Genomic DNA, 25712 nt, shown 5'->3' on the forward strand with positions numbered 1-25712 from the left:
GTCGTCGGCGTGGACATCAGCGGCCGCCACGAGGAGGACGGCGAGTACCTGATGGTGGCGGCCGCGGTCCACGCGCGGATCGACTCCGCGCGGATCCGCTCCGTCGAGGGGATGGGGTTCGCCGCCGCGCGCGAGGGGCCGACGCTGGAGGCGACCGTCGCGCTCGCCGCGGAAGCGGTCGGCGATCTCCCGGCCCCGCCAGACGGACCGGTCGTCGCGGAGGGCGGCGAGTTCTACGAGGAGCCGGCGGCTCGCGTCGGGCTCAGCTTCCAGCCCGAGTTTAAATACGTCGAGAGCATAGGCGAGCGCGAGACAGTGCAGGCAGCACACCACGCCGCGTACGCGGCCCGGGACCTCATCCGATGAACGGGAACGCCGAGCGAGTCGACGCGAGCGTCGAGCCGTCCGCTGAGGGGCGCCGCGCGGTCGTCGCGAAGCGCGTCGACTCCGGGGAGGCCGACCTCGCCGAGATCTCGCAGCTCGCGGCCGCCGCGGGGTACGAGGTCGTCGGCGAGCTCACGCAGACCCGCACCGAGGACGCCGCCTTCATGTTCGGCGAGGGGAAGGTCGCTGAGCTGCGCGACCTCGTCCGCCGGACGGACGCGAACGCCGTGATCATCGACAACGACGTGGGGCCGTACCAGACGTTCAACATCGGCGGGAAGCTCCCCGAGGGCGACGAGGTGATCGATCGGTTCACGCTCATCCTCGAAATCTTCGGCCAGCGCGCCAACTCCCGGAAGGCGCAGCTCCAAGTCGAGCTCGCGGAGCTGCGCTACGAGCTGCCCCGAGCGGAGGCGAAGGCGAGCCTCGCGAAGCGCGACGAGCGCCCGGGGTTCATGGGGCTCGGCGAGTACGACGAGAGCGTCGAGCGCGACATCAAACGCCAGATATCGGAGATCCGCGACGAGCTGGAGTCGATCGCGGAGAAGGAGGAGGCGCGCCGCGAGCAGCGCCGCGACTCCGGCTTCGACCTCGTCGCGCTCGCGGGCTACACCAACGCCGGGAAGTCGACCCTGATGCGCCGGCTCGCCGACGAGCTGGAAGTCGACGAGAACGCCGAGCGGCACCGCGACCTCGACACGACCGCCGAGTCGCAGGACATGCTGTTCACGACGCTCGGCACCACGACCCGACGCGCCGAGATGGAGAAGCGAGACGTCCTCCTCACCGACACCGTCGGGTTCATCTCCGATCTCCCGCACTGGCTGGTGGAGTCGTTCGAGTCGACGCTCGACTCCGTCTATCGCGCCGACCTCGTGCTGCTCGTCGTCGACGCCAGCGAGCCGGTCGCGGAGATGCGCGAGAAGCTCGTCACGAGCCACGACACCCTCTACGAGCGCAACGAGGCGCCCGTCGTCACGGTGTTCAACAAGATCGACCGGCTGGAGCCGGGCGAGCTGGCCGAGAAGCGCGGCGCGCTCTCCGGCGTGGCGCCCGATCCCGTCGCCGTGTCGGCGAAGACCGGCGCGGGCGTGGCGGAGCTCCGCGACCGGGTCGAAAGCGAACTTCCCGAGTGGGAGCGCGAGCGGCTCGTCCTCCCGCTTTCGGACGACGCGATGAGCCTCGTCTCGTGGGTCCACGACCACGGCCACGTCGCCGAGGAGACGTACGCGGGCGACCAGGTGACGGTCGACTTCGAGGCGAAGCCGTCGATCGTCGCCCGCGCTCGGGCGAAGGCGACGGAGATCGCGGTGCCGCCCGCCGAGGAGTCGGCCTGAGCGAGCGACGGGCCGCGCGGCCTGAGCCCGCCCGGTAGACCGCGGCGTCCGGACCGCTGCTCTCGCCGACGGCTCTCAGTCGCCGGGCACCCGGACAAAGTATACGTTTCTCCGCGGGTCATACTCGTTCATGGACGACTCCGGGGGGGACGGTCGGCTCGCCGACGGCGAGGAGGACGTCGTTCCGCCGCCGGCCGACTTCCGGACGCGGGCGGCCGCGAGCGACCCCGCGGTGTACGAGCGGTTCGACCGGGACGGGCCCGAGGCGTGGCGCGAAGCCGCGGACCTCCTGACGTGGGACCGGGAGTACGAGACCGTCCTCGACGACTCCGAGCCGCCCTTCTACGAGTGGTTCCCCGACGGGCGGCTCAACGCCGCGGTGAACTGCGTCGACCGACACCTCGACGAGCGTCGGAACCAGCTCGCGATCCGGTGGTTCGGGAAGCGCGGCGAGCGCCGGTCGTACACGTACCTCGACCTCCACCGCGAGGTGAACGCGGTCGCGGCCGGGCTCCGCGACCTCGGCGTCGAGGAGGACGACGTGGTGACGCTGTACCTGCCGATGATCCCGGAGCTGCCGATCGCGATGCTCGCGTGCGCGCGCATCGGGGCGCCGCACAACGTCGTGTTCGCGGGGCTGTCGGCGGAGGCGCTGGCGACGCGGATCGACGCCGCCGACTCCGAGTACCTGATCACCTGCGACGGCTACTACCGCCGCGAGGACGCGTTCAACCAGAAGTCGAAGGCGGACAACGCCCGCATCCGCGCCGAGGGGGAGCTGTCGGCCGCGGTCGTCGTCGACCGGCTGGGCGACGAGCTCGCCGTCTCGCTGGGCGACGACGAACACGAGTACGGCGCGCTCGTCGACGCGCACGACGGCGAGACGGTCGAACCGGTCGCCCGCGACGCGACGGACCTCCTGTTCGTGATGTACACGTCGGGGACGACCGGGCGGCCGAAGGGGGTCGAGCACGCCACCGGCGGCTACCTCGCGCACGTCGCGTGGACGACGCGGAAGGTCTTGGACGTGCGCCCCGAGGACACCTACTGGTGCGCCGCCGACATCGGCTGGATCACCGGTCACTCGTACGGGGTGTACGGCCCGCTGGCGACGGGGACGACCACCGTGCTGTACGAGGGGTCGCCCGACTACCCCGATCGCGACCGCGTCTGGGACCTGATCGAGCGCAACGCGGTGAGCGTCTTCTACACCTCGCCGACCGCGATCCGCTCGTTCATGAAGTGGGGCGCGGAGTACCCCGACTCGCACGACCTCTCGTCGATCCGCCTGCTCGGGACCGTCGGCGAGTCGATCACGCCGAAGGCGTGGCGGTGGTACCGCGAACACGTCGGCGGCGGCGACGCGCCGATCGTGGACACGTGGTGGCAGACCGAGACCGGCGCGATCGCGCTCGCCACGCTCCCCGGAATCACGCCGATGAAACCGGGGAAGGTCGGTCCGCCGCTCCCGGGGATCGACGCCCGGGTCGTCGACGAGGACGGCGAGCCGGTCGAGCCGGGCGAGTCGGGGTACCTCACGCTCGCGTCCCCGTGGCCCGGCATGCTGCGCGGGCTCCGCGAGGGCGACGAGCGCTACCTCCGGGAGTACTGGCTGAAGGGCGAGGATGGGTGGCGCTACCGCACCGGCGACGGCGCAACCGTCGACGAGGACGGCTACGTCACGATCCTCGGACGCGTCGACGACGTGATCAACGTCCGCGCGCAGCGGTTCAACACCGGCGAGCTGGAGGCGGCCATCGTCGACGCCGACGGCGTGACCGAGGCCGCGGTCGTCGGCGACGACGACGGGCGCATCGTGGCGTACGTGACGACGAAGGGCGCGGTCGAGCCGGGCGAGACACTCCGCGACGCCATCGCGGACCGGCTTGCGAGCGCCGTCGGTGACGTGGCCCGACCGGACCGGATCGTGTTCACGCCCGAACTCCCGAAGACGCGCTCGGGGAAGATCATGCGGCGACTGCTGGAGGACATCGCCCGCGGCGAGGAGTTCGGCGACGTGAGCGCGCTCCGCAACCCCGAGGTCGTGGGCGAGATCGAGTCGACCGTGAGAGAAAAAAGTAACTGACAATGGTTTCGTATTGCGCTTTGTGACGGTGGTAGTAGTTACTTATTGGTGGCGCCCCAACCGGTGGGTATGTCCACCAGCGTTTTCTCGCGGGACGCGATCCACGCTCGCCGTCGCGCCCTCGTCAAGACCCTCTGTTACCGGGTGCTGATGGTGACGATCACGGTGCTGGTCGCGTGGCTCGTCGTCGGCGACGTCGGTCAGGCGGCGAGCATCGGCTTCGTGACCAACGCGGTAAAGACGCTCACTTACTACGGCTACGAGCGACTGTGGGACCACGTGGCATGGGGGGTCGGCCAGTCGGGGTGACCGGCGAACGGTGTTTCGGATTCTCGTGAAAGACCGAATTTGAACGATCAGCGACCGACCCGAATAAAGATGAATTTCGCGATGTCGGAGACTATCCGCCCGTAGACGCCGTTTCCACCGGAAATTTTTTCTTTCGGCTGCTCATTGAGTCCCGAAACGAATGGTCGACGGCCTCGACGCGGACGCCTACGACGCGCTCGTCACCGCCGCGGAGACGTATCGCGCGGCGCTGGTCGTCAGGCTGGCGGGCGAGGCGGGGCTCCGAACCGAGGAGATAACCCGCGTCGCCCCGCGACACCTGCGCGAGGCGGAGTCGGTCGCGGACGCGCGCCTCCTCGCCGTTCCGGTGGGCGACGGCGACGAGGGAGGGGACGGAAGCGGGAGCCCCCCCGCGGCCGGCGGCGAACCGATCGACCGCGAGACCGTGGTTCCGGCCTCGCTGGCGGCCGACCTCGATCGGTACGCGACGAGCGAGGGGCTCGGCGAGGGAGATCCGTACGTCGACGTCTCGCCCCGCCGCGTCCAGATGATCGTCAGCGAGACCGCGGCGCGCGCGGCCGACCTCGCCGACGGCGCGCTCGACGAGCGGGTCACCCCGAGCGCCCTTCGGAAGACGTTCGCCCGGCGCCAGCTCGTCGACCGCGGCGTCGACCCGCGCGCCGTTCGGGACGCGGGCGGCTGGGAGTCGCTCGGGACGCTCGACCCGTACCTCGACCCCCTCGACGGCGAGGCGCTCGCGGCCGCCATCGCCGGCGACGAACGGTCGGGTGACGCGCCGCTTGAGGGGACTGTGACGGCGGCGTTGACGGGGTTCGAGGCGCTCGCAGACCCCGGGTCCGCGGCCCCCGCGGCGGCCGTGACCGCGGGGCTGACCGAGGCCGACCGCTGGGCCGAGGCGTGGGTCGTCCGCCGTGGGGTCGGCGGCGACCGGGCGGACGTGACCGCGGCGGCGGGCGTCGATCGAGAGACGCTGGCGGACCGCGGCGTGACTGCCGGCGGGCCGTGGCTGGACGCGATACCGGACGGCGCGCCCGCCGCCACCGACGGTCGGCGGGAGACCGGCGGTCGGCCGGCGGTCGCGGTTCCCGCGGCCTACGAGGGCGTGGCCCACGGCGCGCTCTGCGTCGTCGCGGCCGACGGCGACGACTCGATCGACGAGTCCGAACGCCGGGCGCTCGCCGCGCTCGGCGGGTGTCTCGGCCGGGCTATCACCGCCGACAGGTGGCGAGAGCTGCTCCACTCCGACGCGGTCACCGAAGTCGAGTTCCACACCACCGACGACGCCGCGTTCCTCGCCCGCGCGAGCGACCGGCTGGACTGCCGGATCGAGTTGACCTCGACCGTCGACGTGGACGAGGAGGTCTCGCGGGCGTACCTCTCCGTGGACGGAGCCCGGCCGCAGGACGTCGCGGCGATCGTCGAGACGGCGACGGGGGTCTCCGATTTCCGGGTGATAGAGACCCGAGAGGAGGGCTGTTCGGCGTCGCTGCGCCTCGCGGACGGGTCGCTCGTCAGGGCGCTCGTCGACCACGGCGCGACGGTGCGCGACGCGTCGGCCGCCGACGGTCGGGTCCGCGTCGTCGCGGACTTCCCCGAGGGGACGAACGTCCGTCCCGTCGCGGACGGGCTCCGGGACCGGTTCGCAGACGTCAGGCTCGCGAGCAAGGAGTCGGTCGCGCGCTCGCCGCGCGCGGAGTCCTCGCTGCGGGACGGGATCGCCGACCGGTTCACCGACCGCCAGTGGGCCGCGCTGTCGGCGGCGTACCACGGCGGCTACTTCGACTGGCCGCGCGGGAGCACGGCCGAGGAGGTGGCCGACGCGATGGACGTCTCCTCGCCGACGTTCCACAACCACCTGCGAAAGGCCCAGCGAGCCCTCCTCGACGGCGTCTTCGAGAACGCTTCCGACCGACCGGATCGAGCGGCCGACGAGCGGGCGGCCCCGCCGGGCGGGTGAGCGACCTGCGGGGGTGACTCCGGTCGGCGGCGTCCCGCCACGCGCCCGACCCGCCGGAGTCTGTCACGGTTTTTCGTATTTAGCGTCAGCGTTTATATGCCGATATTGGTTGGATACGACCGTACCATGACAGAGGGAGACGGCCAACTGGAAGCGAGATTAGCGGAACAAGAGGTATTCGAGCCGTCGGAGTCGTTCGTCGAGCAGGCGAACGTCTCCGACCCGGACATATACGAGGAGTTCGAGGAGAACTGGCCCGAGTGCTGGGAGACGGCCGCCGACCTGCTGGAGTGGGAAACCGAGTACGATCAGGTGCTCGACGACGACGACCCGCCGTTCTACGAGTGGTTCACCGGCGGCGAGCTGAACGCGTCGGCGAACTGCCTCGACCGACACCTCGACGAGCGCGGCGACGAGGTCGCGATCGAGTGGGTCGGCGAGCCCGTCGACGAAGACGACCGCTCGTACACCTACGAGGAGCTTCACCGCGAGGTGAACGAGTTCGCGGCCGCCCTCCGGGAGCAGGGCGTCGAGGAGGACGACGTGGTCACGATGTACATGCCGATGATCCCGGAGCTGCCGATCGCGATGCTGGCGTGTGCGCGCATCGGCGCGCCCCACAGCGTCGTGTTCGCCGGGTTCTCGGCGGACGCGCTCGCGACGCGGATGAACTCCGCGGACTCGGAGTACCTCGTCACCTGCGACGGCTACTACCGCCGCGGCGACCCGCTCGACCACCTCGACAAGGCGAACGAGGGGCTCGCGGGCGTCGACCACGACACGACCACGGTCGTCGTCGACCGGCTCGGCCCGAACGGCGACGGCTTCGGTCACGACCTCGGCGACGACCAGCTCGACTACGCCGACCTCGTTGCCGAACACGAGGGCGCCGAGGTCGACCCGGTCACCCGCGACGCCGAGGACATGCTGTTCCTGATGTACACCTCGGGGACGACCGGAGAGCCGAAGGGCGTGAAACACACGACCGGCGGCTACCTCTCCTGGGTGTCGTGGACCTCGCAGTCGGTCCTCGACATCAAGCCGGATGACACGTACTTCTGTTCGGCCGACATCGGCTGGATCACGGGCCACTCCTACATCGTCTACGGGCCGCTCTCGCTCGGGACGACGACGATGATGTACGAGGGGACGCCGGACCACCCCGAGCGCGACCGCCTCTGGGAGATCGTCGAAGAGTATGAGGCGACGCAGCTGTACACGGCGCCCACGGCCATCCGCGCGTTCATGAAGTGGGGGTCGGAGTACCCCGACCGTCACGACCTCTCCTCGCTGCGGCTGCTCGGCACGGTAGGCGAGCCGATCAACCCGCGCGCGTGGAAGTGGTACTACCAGCACATCGGCGACGAGGAGTGCCCGATCGTCGACACGTGGTGGCAGACCGAGACCGGCGGGATGATGGTGACCACGCTGCCCGGTGTCAAGGACATGAAGCCCGGCGCCGCGGGCCCGCCGCTGCCGGGGCTCGACGTCCAGATCCTCGACACGCTCGGCGACGAAGTCGAGCCCGGAAAAGCCGGCTACCTCACGGTACAGAAGCCGTGGCCCGGCATGCTCCGGACGCTGTACAACAACGACGAGCGGTACATCGAGGAGTACTGGGCGGAGTACTCCGACACCGATAGCGACGACCCCGACGACTGGGTGTACTTCCCGGAGGACGGGGCGAAGATCGACGAGGACGGCTACATCACCGTCCTCGGTCGCGTCGACGACGTGCTCAACGTCTCCGGCCACCGGCTCGGAACGATGGAGATCGAGTCCGCCATCGTCGGCGTCGAGGGGGTCGCGGAGGCCGCCGTCGTCGGCGGTGACCACGACATCAAAGGCGAGGCGGTGTACGCCTACGTGACGACCGAGGACGGCTACGAGGGCACCGACGAGCTCCGCGACGCGATCGTCGCGGGCGTCGAGGACGCCATCGGGCCGATCGCTCGGCCGGAGCAGGTCGTGTTCACGCCCGACCTGCCGAAGACCCGGTCCGGAAAGATCATGCGCCGCCTGCTGGAGAACATCGCCGACGGCAAGGAGCTCGGGAACACGAGCACGCTCCGGAACCCGGAGATCGTCGAGGAGATCCAACAGAAGGCCGACGCCGAGTAGCGCTCGGCGACCCGTTTTCCGCACGCCCGAAACAGACGAAGCGCACGGCGCGGCAAACAAATATCACGATAAAATCGTACAAACAAACCACGACCATACACACCACGACACATGACAAACAATAGCTCACAAGATTCGGACGACGCGGTCGCCGACGGGGGCCGCGCAGCCGACGAAGCGGTCACTGACGGTGGCCGCGCAGCTGACGACGCGGTCACCGACGGGGGCCGCGCAGCTGGCGACGCGGCCACCGACGGCGGCGTCGCCACGGGTGCGGCACAGGCGCACAACGACACCGACTACCTCGGCGCGGAGGTGAACATCCTGAATCCGAGTACGCCGTACATGCGCGACCACCTCCGTATCGTCTGGACGGGGTTCGCCATCTGGGTCCTCGCGGTGTGGGGGCCGGTAACGCTGACGCGACTCGCGCCCGGCCCGATGACGCAGTCGATGCCGATCTTACAGTTCCCGCTCCACTACTTCCTCGTCGCGTTCGGCGCACCGACTAGCGCGCTGATCCTCTCGTTCTGGTACTCGCGAAAGCGGGACGCGCTCGACGAGAAGTACGGTATCGAACACGACACCCCGACGGAGAGCGTGAGCGGCGCTGAGGCCGCTGCGGCGGACGGAGGGGTCGACGAATGACGCCGAGTTCACTCCTCCTACAGAGCGAACTCCTGCCCGAAGCCCTCGACATCTCGTTCAAGATCGGCCCGGCAGTCCTCGTGATCGGCATGCTGGGGCTGTTCCTCACGATCGGGTTCGTCTTCCGCGTGGCGGACACCGAGGACATGTGGGTCGCCGGCCGCTCCATCGGGAACGTCGAGAACGGGATGGCGATCGGGGCGAACTGGATGTCGGCCGCGTCGTACCTCGGCATGGCGGCGTCGATCGCGCTCGCGGGCTTCTACGGGCTGGTGTACGTCGTCGGCTGGACGACGGGGTACTTCATCCTCCTCATCTTCCTCGCCGCGCAGCTGCGTCGGTTCGGGAAGTACACGGCGCCTGACTTCGTCGGCGACCGGTTCAACTCCGACACCGCGCGCGCCATCGCGGCGGTGACGACGTTCCTCATCGGCTTCGTCTACGCCATCGGGCAGGCGAAGGGGATGGCGCTGGTCGGTCTGTACATCTTCGGTAACTACGGGGCTCTCGTCCCCGGCTTGGACGGGTACCAAGTGATGGTCGTCGCCATGATGGTCATCACGGTCGGCTACCTGACGCTGTCCGGAATGTTGGGCGCCACGAAGAACCAGGCGGTCCAGTACGTCATCCTCATCCTCGCGTTCGTCGTCGGGCTGTTCGTGGTCGGCTACACCAACGGTTACTCCACGGTGTTACCGCAGCTAGAGTACGGCGCGCTGATCAGCCAGCTCGGCAGCGAGTTCTCCGAGCCGTTCGCCTCGTCGAGCTACTACCTCTGGGTCGCGACGACGTTCTCGCTGATCGTCGGCACCTGCGGGCTGCCGCACGTGCTGGTCCGGTTCTACACGGTCGAGAGCGAGCGGACCGCCCGCTGGTCGACGGTGTGGGGCCTGTTCTTCATCTGTATCCTCTACTGGAGCGCGCCCGCGTTCGCGGCGTTCGGGACCGACCTCTACTCGCAGAACGTCGGCGCGACGTACGGCGACCCCGGCATGACGAGCGCGGCCAGCGAGGTTATCGTCGTGCTGGCGGCACAGCTGTCCGGGCTGCCGTCCTGGTTCGTCGGCATCGTCGCGGCGGGCGGTATCGCCGCGGCGATCGCGACGGTCGCCGGACTGTTCATCGCCGGCTCCTCGGCGATCAGCCACGACATCTACACGAACATCATCAACGAGGACGCGACGCAGCGCCAGCAGATCCTCGTCGGCCGCCTCTCGATCGTCGCGCTGGGCGCGCTGACCACGCTGGCGGCCTTGAACCCCGCCTCCTCGATCGCGGCGCTCGTCGGCTACGCGTTCTCGCTGGCCGGCTCCGTCCTGTTCCCGATGTTCTTCCTCGGCATGTGGTGGGAGAACGCCAACCGGCAGGGGGCGCTCGCCGGGATGACCACCGGGCTGACGCTCTGGTCGATCCCGATGATCAACCAGATCGTCCCGACGTACATCGGCTCGCTCGAAGCGCCGCTGTCGGCGGGGCTAGCGACGTGGATGCCCGCCATCGGCTCGGCGCTCATCACGCTCCCGATCGTGTTCGCGGTCACCATCGCCGTCTCGATGGCGACCGACGAGCCGTCGCTGGAGACGAAGCGGATCGTCCGGCAGTGTCACAGCCCCGAGCCGATGGGGCAACAGGAGACCGCCGAGGACGTCGTCGCCGCCGACGGCGGCGAGGACGTGGCGACCGACGGCGGCCGCGCAGTTGACGACGCGCGCGCCGACGGCGGTGACGCGGCCGCGACCAAGGAGGGGGAGCGGTGATGTACGACCGCATCCTCGTCCCCACTGACGGCAGCGACGTCGCGGAGGCCGCCGTCGACCACGCGCTCGACCTCGCGGAGAAGTACGACGCGGAGGTCCACGCGCTGTACGTGGTCGACATCGACTCGGTGAACTTCAGCCTCGGAACCGAGCAGGTCGACCGGCTCAAGCAGGGTCGGTTCGACGAGATGGGCGAGCTGAAAGAGCAGGCGGACGAGGCGACCGGCGTGGTCGCCGGCCGCGGCGCCGACCGCGGCGTCGACGTCGTCGAACACGTCTCGGGCGGTCGGCCGCACAAGGTGATCGCCGACTACGCCGAGAACCACGAGATCGACCTCATCGTGATGGGGAGCCACGGGCGGGCCGGCGTTCGGCGCGCGCTGCTCGGCAGCGTCACGGAGCGCACGCTGCGCTCGACGCACGTCCCCGTCCTCGTCGTCGACTACCTCGACGAGGACTGAGGCCGCCGCGCCGGGACCGTGCCGCCCGGCCCGCGAACCGTTCCGCCGCGCGGTCGACGCCGCGCGATTCCGCAACACCGACGTAACTCCTCGCACACACTCACCACATGCCCGACTCGGACGCCCCGGAGACGCCCGACGACCAGCCGACCGACCCGAGCGTCGCCGACCGCGCCCGAACCGTCCTCAGCGAGAACGGCACGGGCATGGCGCAGGACCTGTTGTTCGCGCTCGCTTGGGTCGGGCTCGCGTCGATCCTGTACGACTTCGTCTTCCCGACGGCGCCGCGGTGGGTGCTGTACATGTTCATGCTCGCGGGGATCCCCGCGTACTTCGGTTTCTTCATCTCGCTGGAGATAGCCAAGGAGCGCAGCGCGCGCTGACGCCGCCCCGCGAGCGGTCGGTCTCGTTCGTCCGCGGTCGGTCACCCGGCGAGATCGCGAATGTCACCGACGTCGAGCAGTCGCTCGTCCGGGTTCAACGCGGCGCGGTACGTCGCCCGCGCGACGGTGTCGACGGAGAGCGGCCGCGACTCGCCGAGCCGCGACGCGATCGGTCGCGCGCTCGCGACGAACCGGAGGACCCGGTCGACGACCGCCGGGACGTGCGGCTGGCCCTCGCCGTACACCGGTCCCGGCCGGAGGACGACCGTGTCGAGATCGAGGTCGGCGATCGCGGTCTCGGCGCGGCGCTTGGCGGTCAGGTAGGCGGCTCGGACGCCGGGGGGCTTCGCGGTCGCGGAGAGAAAGACGAACGCGTCGACGCCGGCGCGTTCCGCCTCCAGCGCCGCGATGACGGCGGCGTCGCCGTTGACGCGCTCGAAGGTGACGCCGTCGGTCGCCGCCTCGGTGAGCGTTCCGACGGCGTGGACGACGGCGTCGACCCCGTCGAGGCGGTCGCGCCACGCGTTCGGCCGGAAGAGGTCGGCGCTCGTCCACGAGACCTCGTCGGTCCACGCCTCGTCGACGTCCGGGCGGCCGCTCCGCGAGACGCTGCGGACCTCGTGGCCGTCGCGGACCGCGAACCGACAGACCGAGCGTCCGATGAAGCCGCTGCCGCCGACGACGAGGAGGGTGGTCATGGCTCCGCGTACGCGCCGGGTCGTCTTGGGACTTCGGGACGGGACGCCGAAAAGAAGTTAGACGCGGTCGGCCGCCGATCAGCGCCGGAGGACCCCGAAGAGCACGTAGTCCCGGTCGGGATCGTACCGGCGGAACAGGAGGCTGTTCGTCAGCACCGATACCGAAGAGAACGCCATCGCCCCGGCCGCGAGGGCGGGCTGGAGCAACCCGAGGGACGCGAGGGGGATCATCGCGGTGTTGTAGCCGAGCGCCCACACGAGGTTCTGTTTGATCTTCTGAAGCGTCGCGTCCGAGACCCGGATCGCCTTCACGACGTCGAGCGGGTCGTCGCGCATCAGCGTCACGTCGGCGGCCTCGATGGCCACGTCGGTCCCGGAGCCGATGGCGGTGCCGACGTGCGCCACCGCGAGCGCCGGCGCGTCGTTGACGCCGTCGCCGACCATCATCGCCTTCCGACCGTCGGCCTGAATCTCCTCGACCGCGTCCGACTTGTCTTCGGGGAGGACTCCGGCGCGGACGTTCTCGGGGTCGATCCCGACCTGCTCGGCGACCGCGCGGGCCGTGCGCTCGTTGTCGCCCGTGATCATCATCACGTCGACGCCGCGCTCTTTCAGCTGGCTCACGGCGTCTTTCGCGCTCTCTTTGACCGTGTCCGCGTCGGCGACGACGCCGAGGAGTTCCCCCTCGTCGGCGCCGGCGGGCACGCGGGCGACGAGCATCGCCGTCTTCCCCTCGCGTTCGAGCCGCTCCATCGCGTCCGCGGCCGGCGAGGGGTCGATTCCGGCGTCGCGCAGGAGCTTCCGGTTGCCGACGAGGATCTCGTCGCCGTCCACCGTCGCCTTCACGCCGTGCCCGGGGACGTTCTCGAACTCCGCGGGGTCGGCGAGGTCGAGACCGCGCGCCTCAGCGCCCTCGACGATGGCGCGGGCGAGGGGGTGTTCGCTCCCGCGTTCGGCGCTCGCGGCGAGGCGGAGGATCTCGTCTTCCGGCGTCGCCGTCGCGTCGTCGGTCTCCGCATCGTCGGCTTCCGCGTCGTCGCCGCCCTCGACGACCGCGCCGCCGTCGGGGAGCGTTCCGCCGTCGTCGCCGACCGCGACCACGTCCGTGAGCTCCATCTCGCCCTCGGTGAGCGTCCCGGTCTTGTCGAAGACGACGGTGTCGACGTCCTTCGCGCGTTCGAGGACGTCGCCGCCCTTGAACAGGACGCCGTTTTGCGCCCCGATGGTGGTCCCGACCATCGTCGCGGCCGGCGTCGCGAGCCCGAGCGCGCAGGGACACGCGATCAGGACCGAGGAGGCGAACACGACGATCGCGAACTCGAACACGGAGACGGTCCCGCCGACCGGGGCGGGGCCGCCCGCGACCTGGCCCCACAGCGGGAGCCGGTCGACGAACGCGGCGAGCGTCTCGGGGAAGAGGAACCAGACGACGCCCCACAGCAGGGCGTTGGCGATGACCGCCGGTACGAAGTACGCCGAGATGCGGTCCGCGAGGTTCTGGATGTCGGGCTGGCGGGACTGCGCCTCCTTCACCGTCTGGACGATCTGCTGGAGCGCGGTGTCCGCGCCGACCTTCGTCGCCTCGACGACGAGGAGCCCGTTCTCGTTGATGGTGGAGCCGACGACCTCGTCGCCCTCCTCCTTCTCGACGGGGACCGACTCGCCGGTCACCATCGACTCGTCGACGGCGGACTGCCCCTCGACGACGACCCCGTCGGTCGGGATCTGCTCGCCGGGGCGGACCTTCATCCGGTCGCCGACCTCGACCTCGTCGATCGGGACCTCCTCCTCGTCGCCGTCCTCGTCGACGAGGGTGGCGGTGTCGGCCTCCATCTCCAGCAGCTTCCGGAGCGCCTCGCCGGCCTGCCCCTTCGAGCGGGCTTCGAGGTAGTTGCCGAGCGTGATGAAGACGAGGATGAGCGCGGCCGTGTCGAAGTAGACGCTCCCGGCGACCGCGTTGAGGAGGACGGCGACGGAGTAGACGTACGCCGTCGTGGAGCCGAGGGCGATCAGCACGTCCATGTTGGCGCGCCCGTTCGTGACGAGCGCCTTGTAGGAGTTCTTATAGAAGGGTCGGCCGAGCGCGATCTGGACCGGCGTCGCGAGCGCGAACTGCGCCCACTCGGCCCTGACGCCGAAGATCCGGTCCGGAATCACCGTTCCCCCGAGCAGGAGCTTGTCGACCATGAAAAAGAGGAGGGGCGCGGCGAGCACGGCGCCGAACAGCGTCAGCCGGAGCTGTTTTCTGATCTCGGCGTTCCGTGCGGCGTCGCGCGCGCTCTCGCCCGAGTCGCCGCCGCTTCCCCCATCCGCGTCCTCCCCCTCGCCGCCGTCGCCCTCGCGGACCGGCGAGTAGCCCGCCTCCTCGACGGCGTCGTACAGCGCCGACAGCGAGGTCTCGGCGGGGTTGTACCGCACCTGCGCCTCGTCCGTGGCGTAGTTCACGTCGGCCTCGATGACTCCGGGCACGCCTTCGAGCGCGTCGCGGTTTGCGTCCGCGCAGTTCGCGCAGCTCATGTCCGTGATCGCGACGGTCACGCTCTCGGAGACCGCGCCGTAGCCCGCGTCCTCGATCGCGTCGTAGATCGCGGCGAGCGACGTCGTCGCCGGGTCGAACTCGACGGTCGCCTCGTCCGTGGCGTAGTTCGCGTCCGCCCGCTCGACGCCGTCTATCGACTCGACGGCGTCGCCGACCGTCGCCGAGCAGTTGGCGCAGCTCATCCCCGTGATGTCGAGGTGGGTTGTTCTGGTACTCATCTTGGGTACTACTACGGGATACTCCCTTAGTGCGTTTTCCCATTCGGAAGCAAAGCCAGAGGCGAGTCGAAATTTGGAATACAAAGTGAAACACGGGTGTCGGCCGATTTTGGTCCGATTTCCGCTCGGCGTAAACGGCGCACACAACACTTATGCCCACGTCGGGTGACTGTTAGGCTGCGATGGCGACAGGCAAGGTCGACTTCTTCAACGACACCGGCGGCTACGGATTCATCGAGACTGACGACGCTGACGAGGACGTGTTCTTCCACATGGAAGACGTCGGCGGCCCGGACCTCGAGGAGGGACAGGAGGTAGAGTTCGAGATCGAGGAGGCGGACAAAGGTCCGCGCGCGAAGAACCTCACTCGACTGTAGCTCGGTCGCGGCATCCGCTACCGGCGAACTCGGACAGCTCTCGAAACGCGTTCCGCGTATATTCTCACCGCGAGCGACGGCGCCGGGGTTTTCCTCGCCGAGCGCCGAAAACAACGCATGCCCGTCGACGACCTCGACGCGTTCGTGGCCGAGAACCTCGACCGCTACGCCGAGACCCAGGGCGTTCTCCCGGAGCGGCTCGACGAGTTCGGCGAGCGGTATCGGTCGCAGGGACACCTGACGCGCGAACAGCTGTACGAGATCGCCTACGAGTCGTCGACCCGGAGCGCCTACCACGTCGAGAAGAACTCCGAGGGCCGGTGCCGAGAGGTGACCCGCAACGCGCGCGCCGTGGACGGCGACTTCTCGACGGTCCACCTGATCACCGGCCTCGCCGGGTTCAAGCCGCCGACCGCGTCGTGCGTGCTGGCCGCGCTCGACGGCGACCGCCACGCCGTCGTCGACACGCGCGTCTGGGCGTCCTTAGAGCGACTCAGCTACCTCGACGGACGGAAGGAGTCGTTCGACGCCGCCGACTACGTGACGATGATCGGGCCGATCCGCGAGATCGCCGACGAAACGGGGTACCGCGCGGTCGACGTGGGGTACGCGCTGTTCGCGCACGACGCGCACGTCCGGGAGGGGACGCTCCACTGAGGTGCGGGCCCGCGGCGAGACGAGCTATACCGGGAACTCGACGCCCGTCGCCTCGGTCGAGTACTCCCAGAGCCGCCGCGCGTCCTCGCGGTCGTAGGAGGCGTCGTTCGACCGGCCGACGGTCGGGTGCCCGCGCATGTTCATGAACCCGCCGGGCTCGACGTACGCCCCGCCGTCGATGTCGGTCGTCGCCGCGTACAGCATCGGTTCGACGCCGACGTCGGGGTCCTGCCCGAGGACGGCGTTCGCGACCTTCATGCCGACTTTCATCAGGGGGTTGCCGCTCTCTTCGGCGGTCCGCATCTGGAGGTTCGTGTCGGTGTATCCGGGGTGGCAGGCGACGCTGCGGACGCCGCTTACGTCCTCAGACGCGTCGAGCCGCCGCTGTAGCTCGTAGGCGAAGAGCAGGTTCGACAGCTTGCTGCGCCCGTACGCCTTCCACTTGCCGTACGACCGCTCCCAGTTGAGGTCCGAGAAGTCCATCTCGCCCTGCTCGTGGGCGCCCGAGGACTGGGTGACGACGCGCGCGTCGCCGGACTCCGTCCGGCTTCCAGCGGCGCTGCGCGCCGCCCCGTCCCCGCCGATCCCCTCGGCCGCGTCGAGGAGGTCGAACAGTCGTCCGGTGAGCGCAAAGTGTCCGAGATGGTTGACGCCGAACTGCGTCTCGAAGCCGTCCTCGGTCTCGCTCCGCGGGATCGCCATCACGCCGGCGTTGTTGCAGAGCACGTCGACGGCGTCGTAGTCGGCCGCGAGCCCGTCGGCGAACGACGCCACCGAATCGAGCGAGGCGAGGTCGCACTCGCGGACGTCGAGCGCGCCGTCGACCTCGCCCCCCGCGTCCGCCCGGATCTCGTCGGCCGCGTCCTCGGCGCGCTCGACGCTCCGGCACGCCATCACGACGGTCGCGCCCTTCGCGGCGAACGCGCGCGTCCCCTCGAACCCCAGCCCGCTGTTCGCGCCCGTGACGACGACCGTCTTCCCGTCCAATCGCGGCATCTCGTCGGCCGTCCATCCTGACATGGCCGATCGAAGGGACGTCGAGGGGAGAAAGCTGTCGGCGGGATCGGACGTTGCCCGTTCGGGTTCGGGATTGCCGACGGCGAGCCGTGCGACACCGTACCGAACAGCGGGACGAGAGAGCGTCTGACGGCGAGATACACTTTCACCGCGCCGGCGGTGCGTTTTTAGGTGCCTCGGTGGAAGGGAGGGATACCGAATGACGTCCTTCCAGTCGACGATCGGCGACGAGGAGGGGATCGCGGAGGAGCTGGCCGAGGGCCAGCGCGAGATCTCCATCGCCGAGTTCTTCGAGAAGAACAAACACATGCTCGGGTTCGACTCGGGCGCCCGCGGGCTCGTCACCGCCGTCAAGGAGGCGGTCGACAACGCCCTCGACGCGACCGAGGAGGCCGGGTACCTCCCCGACATCTACATCGAGATCGAGGAGGTGGGCGACTACTACCGGCTCGTCATCGAGGACAACGGGCCGGGCATCACGAAAGAACAGCTGCCGAAAGTGTTCGGGAAGCTCCTGTATGGGAGCCGGTTCCACGCCCGCGAGCAGTCACTAACCCCGAACCAACAACTGCTCGTCAGACGGGGCGGAAACGTCGAGTACATCCCCATCGGAGTGCTCTGTGACGCGTATCTTCCCGATGACGGCGACGGAACAGCCCCGATACCCGACGAGATAGAAGTCCCGTCGTTCAATCGCGAAACACAGGAGATGAGTTGGCAGCCGGTCACTCACGCGATTCGCCACGAGACTGACGAGCGAACCTACGAGATCGAGACCCAAAAGGGGAGAACGGTTGAGGTTACCGGGAACCACAGCGTGTTTAGCGTCGATTCGAACGGGAACACACGCGAAGTGAAGGCCAGCGAACTTGAATCAGGAGACACACTTCTCACGCCCCGTACGCTACCATCGACCGACCGGAGCGTCGAGAAAATCAACCTCCTCGAGCACCTCATACCCGAGGAGGTTGCCGATCGGCGCGTCTACGTCTACGGCTTCGACCGAGAGACGCTTGAGACGCTCCAGACGGGAGAGACGATTCGACGGAAGCCGTCGGACGAGAGCGACCGAAAGCGCACGTACTACCGGTACGACGGCGTTGAGATTCTGAAGGACAGCCTCGACCAGAACTACTTGGAAAAGGGGTATCTCCCGGCGGAGACGGTCTTGGAACTCGGTTGGGAGGAGAAGGCGGCCGACTGTGAGTTTAAGACGTATCGGGTCGGCGGTGACGAGACGACGCTCCCGGTGTCGCTACCGGTCGACGAGTCGTTGGTCGAGATGTTGGCGTACTACGTGTCGGAGGGGCACGCGGGACCGAGACAAGTCGGATTCACGTTCGGAAGCCACGAATCGAATCTGATCGAAGCGACAGAACAGGCGATACAGACGATAGGTGGGTCGACGACGACGGTAGAACGTGAGCGCAACTCGACTCGCGTGAAGGCGTTCGGTTCGCCACTGGCGCTGTTCTTGAAATCCGTCTGTGGCGACGCCGCCGAGAACAAGCGGGTTCCGGGATTCGTGTTCGACCTCGACTCGGACCTCCAGCACCGGTTCATCGGGGCACTATACGAGGGAGACGGATCCGATTCCCACCCGAGCAACGAACTCTCTCACACGACGCGAAGCGAGACGCTGGCTCGGCAGCTCTCGACGCTCTGGAACATGCAGGGCGTCCTCGCGAGCACGGAGGTTTCGGAGGACGACAACGGGTACGGTGATGGCATCTCCACGAAGTATCGAACCAAAGTGTACGGTTCGGATATCGACGTCGTCGACGCGCTCAAAGACTCGGAATCGGTGCGGACTCAGCAATACAAACGAGTCCCGACGGCGCTGCTTGACGATGTGCGCGTCAGCGACGCTGGCACCGAGACGGTTCCGGACACGATTCCCGGATTGCTGATGGGTGCCGGGATCGGATCGAAGCGGGAGCACGCAGAAACGTACGCCTCGTTGATCGAGCGCGCTCTGGACGGAGAACGGGTTGACGAGCCGAGGTACGCACACAACCTACAGGAGTACGGACTCCTCGACGACGAAGGCTTCGCGACCGACGCACTCGAATCGCTCTGGAAAACGGTCACCAATCTACACGGAATTACGGACACGGACATGTGTCTGCTCTCGGTGAAGAGCGTGACCGAGACGGAGCCGCCAGAACACGTGTACGACATCTCCGTCCCCGGGGAATCCGGAACCGACGAGAACTTCGTCGTCTCCAACGAGGGCGCACTGAGCGTTAAAAACAGTCGCGGCCAGCAGGGGATCGGCATCTCGGCGGCCGTGCTGTACTCCCAGTTGACCTCCGGCCAGCCGGCGAAGATCACCTCGCGGCCGAAGGGCCAGTCGCGGGCGCAGTACTTCGAGCTCATCATCGACACGGACACGAACGAGCCGGAGATCCAGGCCGACGAGGAGACGACGTGGGACCGACCGCACGGCACCCGGATCGAGCTGGAGATGGAGGCGAACATGCGCGCCCGCCAGCAGCTCCACGACTACGTGAAACACACCGCGGTCGTCAACCCCCACGCCCGGCTCGAACTGCGCGAGCCCGGACTCGACGAGCCGCTGAAGTTCGAGCGCGCGACCGACGAGCTCCCGGCGGAGACGGAGGAGATCCGCCCGCACCCGCACGGGGTCGAGCTGGGCGCGCTGATCAAGATGCTGGAGGCGACCGAGTCGTACTCGGTCTCCGGATTCTTACAGGAGGAGTTCACGCGCGTCGGGAAGAAGACCGCAGACAGCGTGATCGACAACTTCCGCGACGTCTACTACGGCCGCGAGCTCGCGTGGACGCCGCCGAGGGCGCACGACGACCGGGACGTCGCGGGCGCGGTCGCCGAGGCGGTCGCGAACAAGGGCGCGGCGGCGACGAGCGCCTTCGCCGACGGCGTCGCCGAGACCGTCGGGAACAACGATCGGATCGCCCGCTCCGAGCTCGCCGAAATAGTCGACAACGTCGCGGAGACGGTCGAGGCCGACACGGGCAAGACGTTCGGCGGGACGGTCCGAGAGAACGCCGTCGCCGCCGCGTGGCGGGCGGTCACGGGGATCGGCGGAGAGGAGGCCGCGGACACGACCGAGTCCGGCGGGGAGGACGACGACGCCGACGGCAGCGACGAGTCGCCGCTCGTTTCCGACGCCTACGCCCTCGTCGACGAGGCCACGTCGACGCGGAAGGACGACGCCGCGGTCCGGGCGATGGCCGAGGCGCTCGCGCGCCGGTTCGAGAACCTCGACGGCGACGCGTTCCGAATCACCCGCGACGACCTCGAACGGCTCGTCGCGGACGCGGCCGGGTTCGTCGCCGAGCAGCGCGACGCGACGTTCGGCGAGACCGCCCGCGAGAACGTCGTCGAGGCGTTCTGGTCGCGGGCGCGCACGGTCCCGGACGAGCCGCCGAAGGTGAAGTCGATCGCGGGCAGCCGCGACGCCGCCGCCGACCTGCTCGACGCGATGCGGACGACCGACATCCTCGCGCCGCCGACCGACTGCCTCGCGCCGATCACGGCCGAGCTGGTCGAGGCCGGGCTGCGGAAGGAGTACGACGCCGACTTCTACGCGGCCGCGACCCGCGACGCCGACGTCCACGGCGGCGACCCGTTCATCGTCGAGGCGGGCATCGCCTACGGCGGCGAGATACCCGCCGAGGGGTCGGTCGAACTGCTCCGGTTCGCCAACCGCGTCCCGCTCGTCTACCAGCGCGGCGCCTGCGCGACGACGGACGTGATAAAGAACATCGGCTGGCGGAACTACGGGCTCGACCAGCCCGGCGGCTCGGGGATGCCCAACGGGCCGGCGGTCATTAGCATCCACGTCGCCTCCACGAACGTCCCGTTCACGAGCGAGTCGAAGGACGCGCTCGCGAACGTCCCGGCAATCGAAGACGAGATCGAGCTCGCGGTGCGGGAGGCGGCCCGGGAGCTGAAGTCGTACCTCAACAAGCGGCGTTCGATGCAACAGCGCCGGGAGAAACAGGATGTGCTCGGCAAGATCCTCCCGGAGATGGCCGACAAAGTGAGCGAGGTCACGGGCCGACCGCGCCCCGATATCGACGGCGCGCTGGCGCGGATCATGAACAACGTGAGCGTCGAGCGCGAGGTGAACGGCGAGACGGTGACGCTCGTCGTCGAGAACCACTCCGACGTGAACGAGCAGCTGGATATCACGGACATCGTCTCCGCGGAGCCGACCGACCTCTCCGACGGGACGGTGGTGGACATGGACGGCGAGTGGTTCGTCCAGTGGAAGCCCGAAGTCCCCTCGGGCGACGAGCGGGAACTGACGTACGCGGTCGACGGCGACGCGGAGTTCGAGGTCAGCGTCGGCGGCGTGGAGACGGAGAAACTCACGGTGAACGCCTAATGACGACCGAAAGCGACGCACGAGACGAGCTGATCGACCTGGCGGCGGACTTCTACGACCAGTTCGCCGGGGGGAAGATCCCGGAGATGACGCTCCCGACCCGGACGAAGAGCAACATCGAGTACGACGAGGAGAGCGGCGTCTGGACCTACGGCGACCGCACTTCGACGCGCAGCGCCAACTCGGTGCGGGGCGCGCGCAAGCTGTTGAAGGCCGCCTACACGATCGAGTTCCTCGCCGGACAGCTCGACGAGGACCGATCATCGACCCTCCGTGAGCTGTACTACCTCTCGGAGTCGTGGGACAACGACGAGGCGCAGTTCAAGAGCCAGGACGAGTCGAACGACCTCGTGGAGGACCTCGAGATCGTCACCGGCGTCACCCGCGAAGACTTCCACATGCGGCCGGAGGAGTCGGGCGCGAAGGTGATGGGCCCGCTGAAGATCCGCGAGCAGACCAACCGCGGCGACCGCGAGATCCACTGCCAGCTCGACGTGGGGCAGGGCGGCTACCAGATCCCGAACAACCCGGACACGATCGAGTTCCTCGACAACGACGCCGAGTTCGTCCTCTGCGTCGAGACCGGCGGCATGCGCGACCGGCTCGTCGAGAACGGGTTCGACGAAGAACACGACGCCTTGGTCGTCCACCTCGGCGGCCAGCCCGCGCGCGCCACGCGGCGGCTGACGAAGCGGTTCCGCGACGAGCTCGACCTCCCCGTCGTGGTGTTCACCGACGGCGACCCGTGGTCCTACCGGATCTACGGCTCCGTGGCGTACGGCTCGATCAAGTCCGCGCACCTCTCGAAGTACCTCGCGACGCCGGAGGCACGGTTCATCGGCATCCAGCCGGAGGACATCGTCGAGTACGACCTCCCCTCCGATCCCCTCTCCGACTCCGACATCAACGCGCTCGAATCGGAGCTGGAGGACCCGCGTTTCCAGACCGACTACTGGGAGGAACAGATCGAGCTCCAGCTCGACATCGGGAAGAAGTCCGAACAGCAGTCGCTCGCGAGCCGCGGCCTCGACTTCGTCACGGACACGTACCTCCCCGAGCGGCTCGGGGAGATGGGCGTCCTCTGAGCAGCGGTCGAGGCGCAGCTACTCGTCTTCGTAGACGATCTCGTCGATCGCCCGACGCTCGCCGTCGGCGTCGTCGTTCGCGTATTTGTAAACGACACCGTCTTCCTCGTCGGTCGTCGCGTTGTGCGAGCCGTCACAGAGCGGCTTCGAGTCCGACAGACCGCACCGGCAGACGTAGATCAGGCCGTCGTCGCCCTTGTCGTCGTCGTCGAGCACCGCCGGACCGCGCTCCTCGTGTGTGACCTCACGTGCCATGGAGTGAGATTCACCGCGACGGGGAAACGCCTTGCGTCGGGGGGTCGTCCCGCCGCAACCCCCTTGCCCGTGCGCTGCCAAAGGGCGGTATGAGCGAGACCGACGAGCGCGACCCGACGGAACTGACCGACGAGGAGTGGCGCGAGCGACTCTCCGAGGAGGAGTACCGCGTGCTGCGCGAGAGCGGCACCGAGGCGAAGTTCTCCGGCGAGTACGTCGACCACCACCCCGGGGACGGGGAGTACCGCTGCCGCGCCTGCGGCAGCGTCCTCTTCGAGGCCGAGACGAAGTACGAGTCCGGCTGCGGCTGGCCCGCGTTCTACGCCGCCGAGGAGGAGTCGGTGACGACGCAGGTCGACACCAGCCACGGAATGCGTCGCACCGAGGTCCGGTGTGCGAACTGCGACTCGCACCTCGGTCACGTGTTCGACGACGGCCCCGAGCCGACCGGGAAGCGGTTCTGTATCAACTCGGTCGCGATGGAGTACGACGACGAGTAGCCGGGAGACGGTTCGGGAGGGTCCGGCCGCGCGTCGGGGACGCCTCGCCGCTGGCCGTCAGACCCGCTCGGTCGGCCGCGAACACCGCAGACAGAGGACTCCGGTGCCGGCCCAGTTCACGTGGTTCGACCCGCAGTGCGGACAGCGATGCGACTCGTTGTCGTACTCGGTCGTCCCGCGAGGCGCGGCGAGGTGGCCGTCCTCGACCGCGCGCTCGACGAGGCTCCGGAACCGCTGCTTTTTGAATCGGGCGCGGTGGGCGAGGAACTCGCCGGGCTGGTCTGGATCCGCCCCGTGGAGGTCCTCCCACGCGATCGCGATCTCGCCGTCGGCCTGCCCGCGCGCGACCTGCTTGATCGTCGCGGCCGCGGCCTCGAAGAGCGGCGTCGTCGCGAGCGCCTGCGGCGAGTCGACGGCGTCGCCAGCGGCGACGTACTGGTCCGCGGCGTCGTCGTAGGCGGCCTCGGCGGCGTCGAGCGCGCCCGCGACCCGGAAGTCGGCGACGAACTCCGCGAGGCAGGCCGCCTGTCCCGGCTCGTCGAGGACGCGCGCGAAGTCCCGGCTCGCGGCGATCCCCTCGACCGCCCGCTGCGTGGCCCGCGCGTCGACGCCGGCGACGCGGGAGGCGACCGTGGCTGCGAGCAACTGCCGGAGCCCCTGTCCGACCCAGCCCTTCTCGTCCGGTCCGAAGGGGTCGATCTCGGGTCGGGGATCGGCGAGCACGCGCCATCCGCCGCGAGTGTAGCGGTTCCCCGCGCGCTCGTACTCTCGGACCGCCAGCGCGTCGACCGCCGCGTCGTGGTGGCCGCCGTCGTCGGTGTTCACACGCGGCGTACGGACGTGGCGGAGTTACGCCTATCGGGTGTGAGTCCCGACCATACTTACCCGCGGGCGTCGAAGCGGTCGCATGGACAGGCCGGACGGGGACGCACGGTCCGCGTCGGGGTCCGGAGCGCGGTCCACCGCAACGTCCGGAACCCGGTCCGCGTCGCGCCCGGATCGACCGACAGCGAGTTCGCGCGTCGAGTGGCTCCTCGTCGTTGCGCTGCTCGCGGTCCCGATGGCGGTCGTCCCCGGCGACGGCGATCCGACGCTTGTGAGCCTCTGGGGATTCGTGACGCTCGGCGGCAACGGGGCCGGGCTCGGCGGCTATCCGGTGTGGGCGTACTTCCTCGACCAGCCGCGGCCGTTCGCGACGCTCCCGCCGTCGATCCGGGCGTGGCCGCTCGCCCTCGGTTTCCACCTGACCGCGGCCGGGAGCGCCACGGCCGGGGTCGCGCTCGGGCGCGAGGACCGTCGGGTCACGGGCGGCCTCCTCGTTCTCGCGGCGGCCGCGACGCTGTGGGTCGCGGCGGGTCTCGGCGTGCGGTTCGGCGTCGGGACCACCGCCGGCTGGCTGGCGGTCCTCCCGGTGGGCGCGGTCGCAACGCTCGCCGTCGGCGCCGTACTCTACCGGGGCGATCTCCGCCGGATCGTCGCTCGGTGACGCCCCGGGAGCGACCGGACCCCGCCCGGCCCATTTATCAGTCCGCCTCTCGGATGCGGATCGCATGACTTCGTTCGCGACCATGCTCGGCGTGACGAGCGCCGCAGGGCTCGTCACGGCCCTCGGCGCGGTCCCCGTGTTCTTCAGCGCACGCGTGACCCACCGGACGTACGACGCCGCGCTCGGGCTCGCGGCCGGGCTGATGGTCGCGGCCAGCGTGTTCGGTCTCGTGATCCCGGGACTGGAACAGGGGACGCTCTCGGAGGTGATGGCGGGCGTGCTCGTCGGCGGCGTCGTCCTGCTCGCCGGAAACTACCTTATCCCGCACCTCCACGCGGAGTACCGCGAGTGGTTCCCCGAGGGCGGCGCGACCGGAGCGGACGCGTCCGAGGTGGGACTGCCGGCCGCGGACCCGGTCGGCGCAGCCGGCGCGTCCGCGGACGCCGGCGACACGAGGGAAGCGGTCACGGACGACCACGCGAGCGAGTCGGCCCCGAGCGACGGCCGAGAAAGCGGCGACGGCGAAAACGGCGGCGCCGGACGCGCCGAGGGGCTGGAGGCGTCGCTGCGGAAGGCGCTCCTGATCGGCGGCGCGATCACGCTCCACAACGCGCCCGAGGGGTTGGCGATCGGCGTCGCGTTCGCCTCGGGACTCGACGAGGTGGCGCTGGTGCTGGCGGTCGTGATCGGCCTCCAGAACGTCCCGGACGGGTTCGCGTTCGCGGTGCCGATGGCCGAGACGGGGATGTCGAACGCCCGCGTCGTCTGGTACACCGCGCTCTCCGGGTTCGTCCCGCAGGTCGTCGCGTCCGCGTTCGGATTCTGGCTCGTCGGGCTCTCCACCGGGCTGTTCCCCGTCGCCTCGGGCTTCGCGGCGGGCGCGATGCTCGCCGTCGTCTTCCGAGAGCTGATCCCCTCGTCGCACGGCCACGGCCATGCCGACGCCGCGACCGCGGCGTTCCTCGTCGGGTTCGTCCTCCTCGTCGTCGTCGACGCGGTCGTGGCGGTGTGATCGCGATCGCGATGTGAGCGCGGTCACGGCCCTCGCCGGTAAACGTTAAT

At 69.2% G+C, this 25712-nt stretch carries 22 protein-coding genes; 17 read left to right on the forward strand and 5 right to left on the reverse strand.

The window, feature by feature from the left end; all coding sequences use genetic code 11:
• Positions 1–9 precede the first annotated feature (9 nt).
• The 10 genes from EXE46_RS04690 to EXE46_RS04735 all read left to right on the forward strand — a co-directional run bounded on the left by EXE46_RS04690 (position 10) and on the right by EXE46_RS04735 (position 11443).
• The gene (locus tag EXE46_RS04690) at positions 10–366 is read left to right on the forward strand and encodes a DUF2209 family protein (protein ID WP_137687332.1); all 357 of its coding nucleotides are present in this window, start codon (positions 10–12) and stop codon (positions 364–366) included.
• Complete coding sequence (gene hflX / locus EXE46_RS04695) at positions 363–1721, forward strand: GTPase HflX (protein WP_137687333.1); 1359 nt, start codon at positions 363–365, stop codon at positions 1719–1721. Before EXE46_RS04690 ends, hflX begins: the two co-directional genes overlap by 4 nt.
• A gap of 130 nt (positions 1722–1851) precedes the next feature.
• Positions 1852–3807: an acetate--CoA ligase gene (gene acs / locus EXE46_RS04700; RefSeq protein ID WP_137687334.1), complete on the forward strand. Its 1956-nt coding sequence runs from the start codon at positions 1852–1854 to the stop codon at positions 3805–3807.
• Positions 3808–3876: 69 nt separating this feature from the next.
• Positions 3877–4116, forward strand: a complete 240-nt coding sequence (locus EXE46_RS04705) for a DUF2061 domain-containing protein (protein WP_137687335.1) — start codon at positions 3877–3879, stop codon at positions 4114–4116.
• A 160-nt stretch (positions 4117–4276) separates the two neighbouring features.
• Positions 4277–6073 carry a bacterio-opsin activator domain-containing protein gene (locus tag EXE46_RS04710; protein ID WP_137687336.1) on the forward strand — a complete coding sequence of 599 codons (1797 nt, stop codon included), beginning with the start codon at positions 4277–4279 and terminating at the stop codon, positions 6071–6073.
• A gap of 126 nt (positions 6074–6199) precedes the next feature.
• Positions 6200–8194, forward strand: coding sequence for an acetate--CoA ligase (acs, locus tag EXE46_RS04715; protein WP_137687337.1), 1995 nt, complete (start codon positions 6200–6202; stop codon positions 8192–8194).
• Positions 8195–8305: 111 nt separating this feature from the next.
• On the forward strand, positions 8306–8842 hold the full coding sequence (locus EXE46_RS04720) for a DUF4212 domain-containing protein (RefSeq protein ID WP_137687338.1): 537 nt from the start codon (positions 8306–8308) through the stop codon (positions 8840–8842).
• Entirely contained in the window at positions 8839–10599 is a 1761-nt protein-coding gene (locus EXE46_RS04725) for a VC_2705 family sodium/solute symporter (protein WP_137687339.1), read from the forward strand. The genes EXE46_RS04720 and EXE46_RS04725 overlap by 4 nt, the downstream gene beginning before the upstream one ends.
• Positions 10599–11060: a universal stress protein gene (locus tag EXE46_RS04730; RefSeq protein WP_137687340.1), complete on the forward strand. Its 462-nt coding sequence runs from the start codon at positions 10599–10601 to the stop codon at positions 11058–11060. The genes EXE46_RS04725 and EXE46_RS04730 overlap by 1 nt, the downstream gene beginning before the upstream one ends.
• Before the next feature lie 107 nt (positions 11061–11167).
• Positions 11168–11443 carry a hypothetical protein gene (locus tag EXE46_RS04735; RefSeq protein WP_137687341.1) on the forward strand — a complete coding sequence of 92 codons (276 nt, stop codon included), beginning with the start codon at positions 11168–11170 and terminating at the stop codon, positions 11441–11443.
• Between the two features lie 41 nt (positions 11444–11484).
• On the opposite strand, the gene EXE46_RS04740 is transcribed toward EXE46_RS04735, so the two are convergent.
• A complete protein-coding gene (locus tag EXE46_RS04740) occupies positions 11485–12141 on the reverse strand; it encodes an NAD(P)-dependent oxidoreductase (RefSeq protein ID WP_137687342.1) in 657 nt (218 codons plus the stop codon).
• A 78-nt stretch (positions 12142–12219) separates the two neighbouring features.
• Complete coding sequence (locus EXE46_RS04745; protein ID WP_137687343.1) at positions 12220–14898, reverse strand: heavy metal translocating P-type ATPase; 2679 nt, start codon at positions 14896–14898, stop codon at positions 12220–12222.
• Positions 14899–15080: 182 nt separating this feature from the next.
• Here EXE46_RS04745 and EXE46_RS04750 point away from each other — a divergent pair, with 182 nt between their 5' ends.
• Positions 15081–15275 carry a cold-shock protein gene (locus EXE46_RS04750; protein WP_095635894.1) on the forward strand — a complete coding sequence of 65 codons (195 nt, stop codon included), beginning with the start codon at positions 15081–15083 and terminating at the stop codon, positions 15273–15275.
• Positions 15276–15392: 117 nt separating this feature from the next.
• A complete protein-coding gene (locus EXE46_RS04755) occupies positions 15393–15932 on the forward strand; it encodes a hypothetical protein (RefSeq protein WP_137687344.1) in 540 nt (179 codons plus the stop codon).
• 24 nt (positions 15933–15956) lie between these two features.
• Here EXE46_RS04755 and EXE46_RS04760 read toward each other — a convergent pair whose 3' ends face one another.
• Positions 15957–16952, reverse strand: a complete 996-nt coding sequence (locus tag EXE46_RS04760; protein WP_199234106.1) for an SDR family NAD(P)-dependent oxidoreductase — start codon at positions 16950–16952, stop codon at positions 15957–15959.
• A 196-nt stretch (positions 16953–17148) separates the two neighbouring features.
• Here EXE46_RS04760 and EXE46_RS17695 point away from each other — a divergent pair, with 196 nt between their 5' ends.
• Positions 17149–21324, forward strand: a complete 4176-nt coding sequence (locus EXE46_RS17695; protein ID WP_137687345.1) for an ATP-binding protein — start codon at positions 17149–17151, stop codon at positions 21322–21324.
• Entirely contained in the window at positions 21324–22409 is a 1086-nt protein-coding gene (locus tag EXE46_RS04770) for a DNA topoisomerase IV subunit A (protein ID WP_137687346.1), read from the forward strand. The genes EXE46_RS17695 and EXE46_RS04770 overlap by 1 nt, the downstream gene beginning before the upstream one ends.
• Positions 22410–22427: 18 nt before the next feature.
• Here EXE46_RS04770 and EXE46_RS04775 read toward each other — a convergent pair whose 3' ends face one another.
• Positions 22428–22664, reverse strand: coding sequence for a CDGSH iron-sulfur domain-containing protein (locus EXE46_RS04775; protein ID WP_137687347.1), 237 nt, complete (start codon positions 22662–22664; stop codon positions 22428–22430).
• A gap of 89 nt (positions 22665–22753) precedes the next feature.
• Here EXE46_RS04775 and msrB point away from each other — a divergent pair, with 89 nt between their 5' ends.
• A complete protein-coding gene (gene msrB / locus EXE46_RS04780; RefSeq protein WP_137687348.1) occupies positions 22754–23164 on the forward strand; it encodes a peptide-methionine (R)-S-oxide reductase MsrB in 411 nt (136 codons plus the stop codon).
• Between the two features lie 57 nt (positions 23165–23221).
• Here msrB and EXE46_RS04785 read toward each other — a convergent pair whose 3' ends face one another.
• Entirely contained in the window at positions 23222–23989 is a 768-nt protein-coding gene (locus EXE46_RS04785; protein ID WP_137687349.1) for a hypothetical protein, read from the reverse strand.
• Positions 23990–24071: 82 nt separating this feature from the next.
• On the opposite strand from EXE46_RS04785, the gene EXE46_RS04790 reads away from it, so the two are divergent.
• Both EXE46_RS04790 and EXE46_RS04795 read left to right on the forward strand, forming a co-directional pair.
• Positions 24072–24650, forward strand: a complete 579-nt coding sequence (locus EXE46_RS04790) for a TIGR04206 family protein (protein WP_137687350.1) — start codon at positions 24072–24074, stop codon at positions 24648–24650.
• A 64-nt stretch (positions 24651–24714) separates the two neighbouring features.
• Complete coding sequence (locus EXE46_RS04795) at positions 24715–25662, forward strand: ZIP family metal transporter (protein ID WP_137687351.1); 948 nt, start codon at positions 24715–24717, stop codon at positions 25660–25662.
• Positions 25663–25712: the final 50 nt, after the last annotated feature.

The organism is Halorubrum sp. GN11_10-6_MGM (genome assembly GCF_005435165.1).
Taxonomy (GTDB): Archaea; Halobacteriota; Halobacteria; order Halobacteriales; family Haloferacaceae; genus Halorubrum.

Coding starts and splice junctions, on each gene's coding strand:
- hflX (WP_137687333.1), top strand. CDS start 363: ATGAACGGGAACGCCGAGCGAGTCGACGCGAGCGTCGAGCCGTCCGCT.
- acs (WP_137687334.1), top strand. CDS start 1,852: ATGGACGACTCCGGGGGGGACGGTCGGCTCGCCGACGGCGAGGAGGAC.
- EXE46_RS04705 (WP_137687335.1), top strand. CDS start 3,877: ATGTCCACCAGCGTTTTCTCGCGGGACGCGATCCACGCTCGCCGTCGC.
- EXE46_RS04710 (WP_137687336.1), top strand. CDS start 4,277: ATGGTCGACGGCCTCGACGCGGACGCCTACGACGCGCTCGTCACCGCC.
- acs (WP_137687337.1), top strand. CDS start 6,200: ATGACAGAGGGAGACGGCCAACTGGAAGCGAGATTAGCGGAACAAGAG.
- EXE46_RS04720 (WP_137687338.1), top strand. CDS start 8,306: ATGACAAACAATAGCTCACAAGATTCGGACGACGCGGTCGCCGACGGG.
- EXE46_RS04725 (WP_137687339.1), top strand. CDS start 8,839: ATGACGCCGAGTTCACTCCTCCTACAGAGCGAACTCCTGCCCGAAGCC.
- EXE46_RS04730 (WP_137687340.1), top strand. CDS start 10,599: ATGTACGACCGCATCCTCGTCCCCACTGACGGCAGCGACGTCGCGGAG.
- EXE46_RS04735 (WP_137687341.1), top strand. CDS start 11,168: ATGCCCGACTCGGACGCCCCGGAGACGCCCGACGACCAGCCGACCGAC.
- EXE46_RS04740 (WP_137687342.1), bottom strand. CDS start 12,141: ATGACCACCCTCCTCGTCGTCGGCGGCAGCGGCTTCATCGGACGCTCG.
- EXE46_RS04745 (WP_137687343.1), bottom strand. CDS start 14,898: ATGAGTACCAGAACAACCCACCTCGACATCACGGGGATGAGCTGCGCC.
- EXE46_RS04750 (WP_095635894.1), top strand. CDS start 15,081: ATGGCGACAGGCAAGGTCGACTTCTTCAACGACACCGGCGGCTACGGA.
- EXE46_RS04755 (WP_137687344.1), top strand. CDS start 15,393: ATGCCCGTCGACGACCTCGACGCGTTCGTGGCCGAGAACCTCGACCGC.
- EXE46_RS04760 (WP_199234106.1), bottom strand. CDS start 16,952: ATGTCAGGATGGACGGCCGACGAGATGCCGCGATTGGACGGGAAGACG.
- EXE46_RS17695 (WP_137687345.1), top strand. CDS start 17,149: ATGACGTCCTTCCAGTCGACGATCGGCGACGAGGAGGGGATCGCGGAG.
- EXE46_RS04770 (WP_137687346.1), top strand. CDS start 21,324: ATGACGACCGAAAGCGACGCACGAGACGAGCTGATCGACCTGGCGGCG.
- EXE46_RS04775 (WP_137687347.1), bottom strand. CDS start 22,664: ATGGCACGTGAGGTCACACACGAGGAGCGCGGTCCGGCGGTGCTCGAC.
- msrB (WP_137687348.1), top strand. CDS start 22,754: ATGAGCGAGACCGACGAGCGCGACCCGACGGAACTGACCGACGAGGAG.
- EXE46_RS04790 (WP_137687350.1), top strand. CDS start 24,072: ATGGACAGGCCGGACGGGGACGCACGGTCCGCGTCGGGGTCCGGAGCG.
- EXE46_RS04795 (WP_137687351.1), top strand. CDS start 24,715: ATGACTTCGTTCGCGACCATGCTCGGCGTGACGAGCGCCGCAGGGCTC.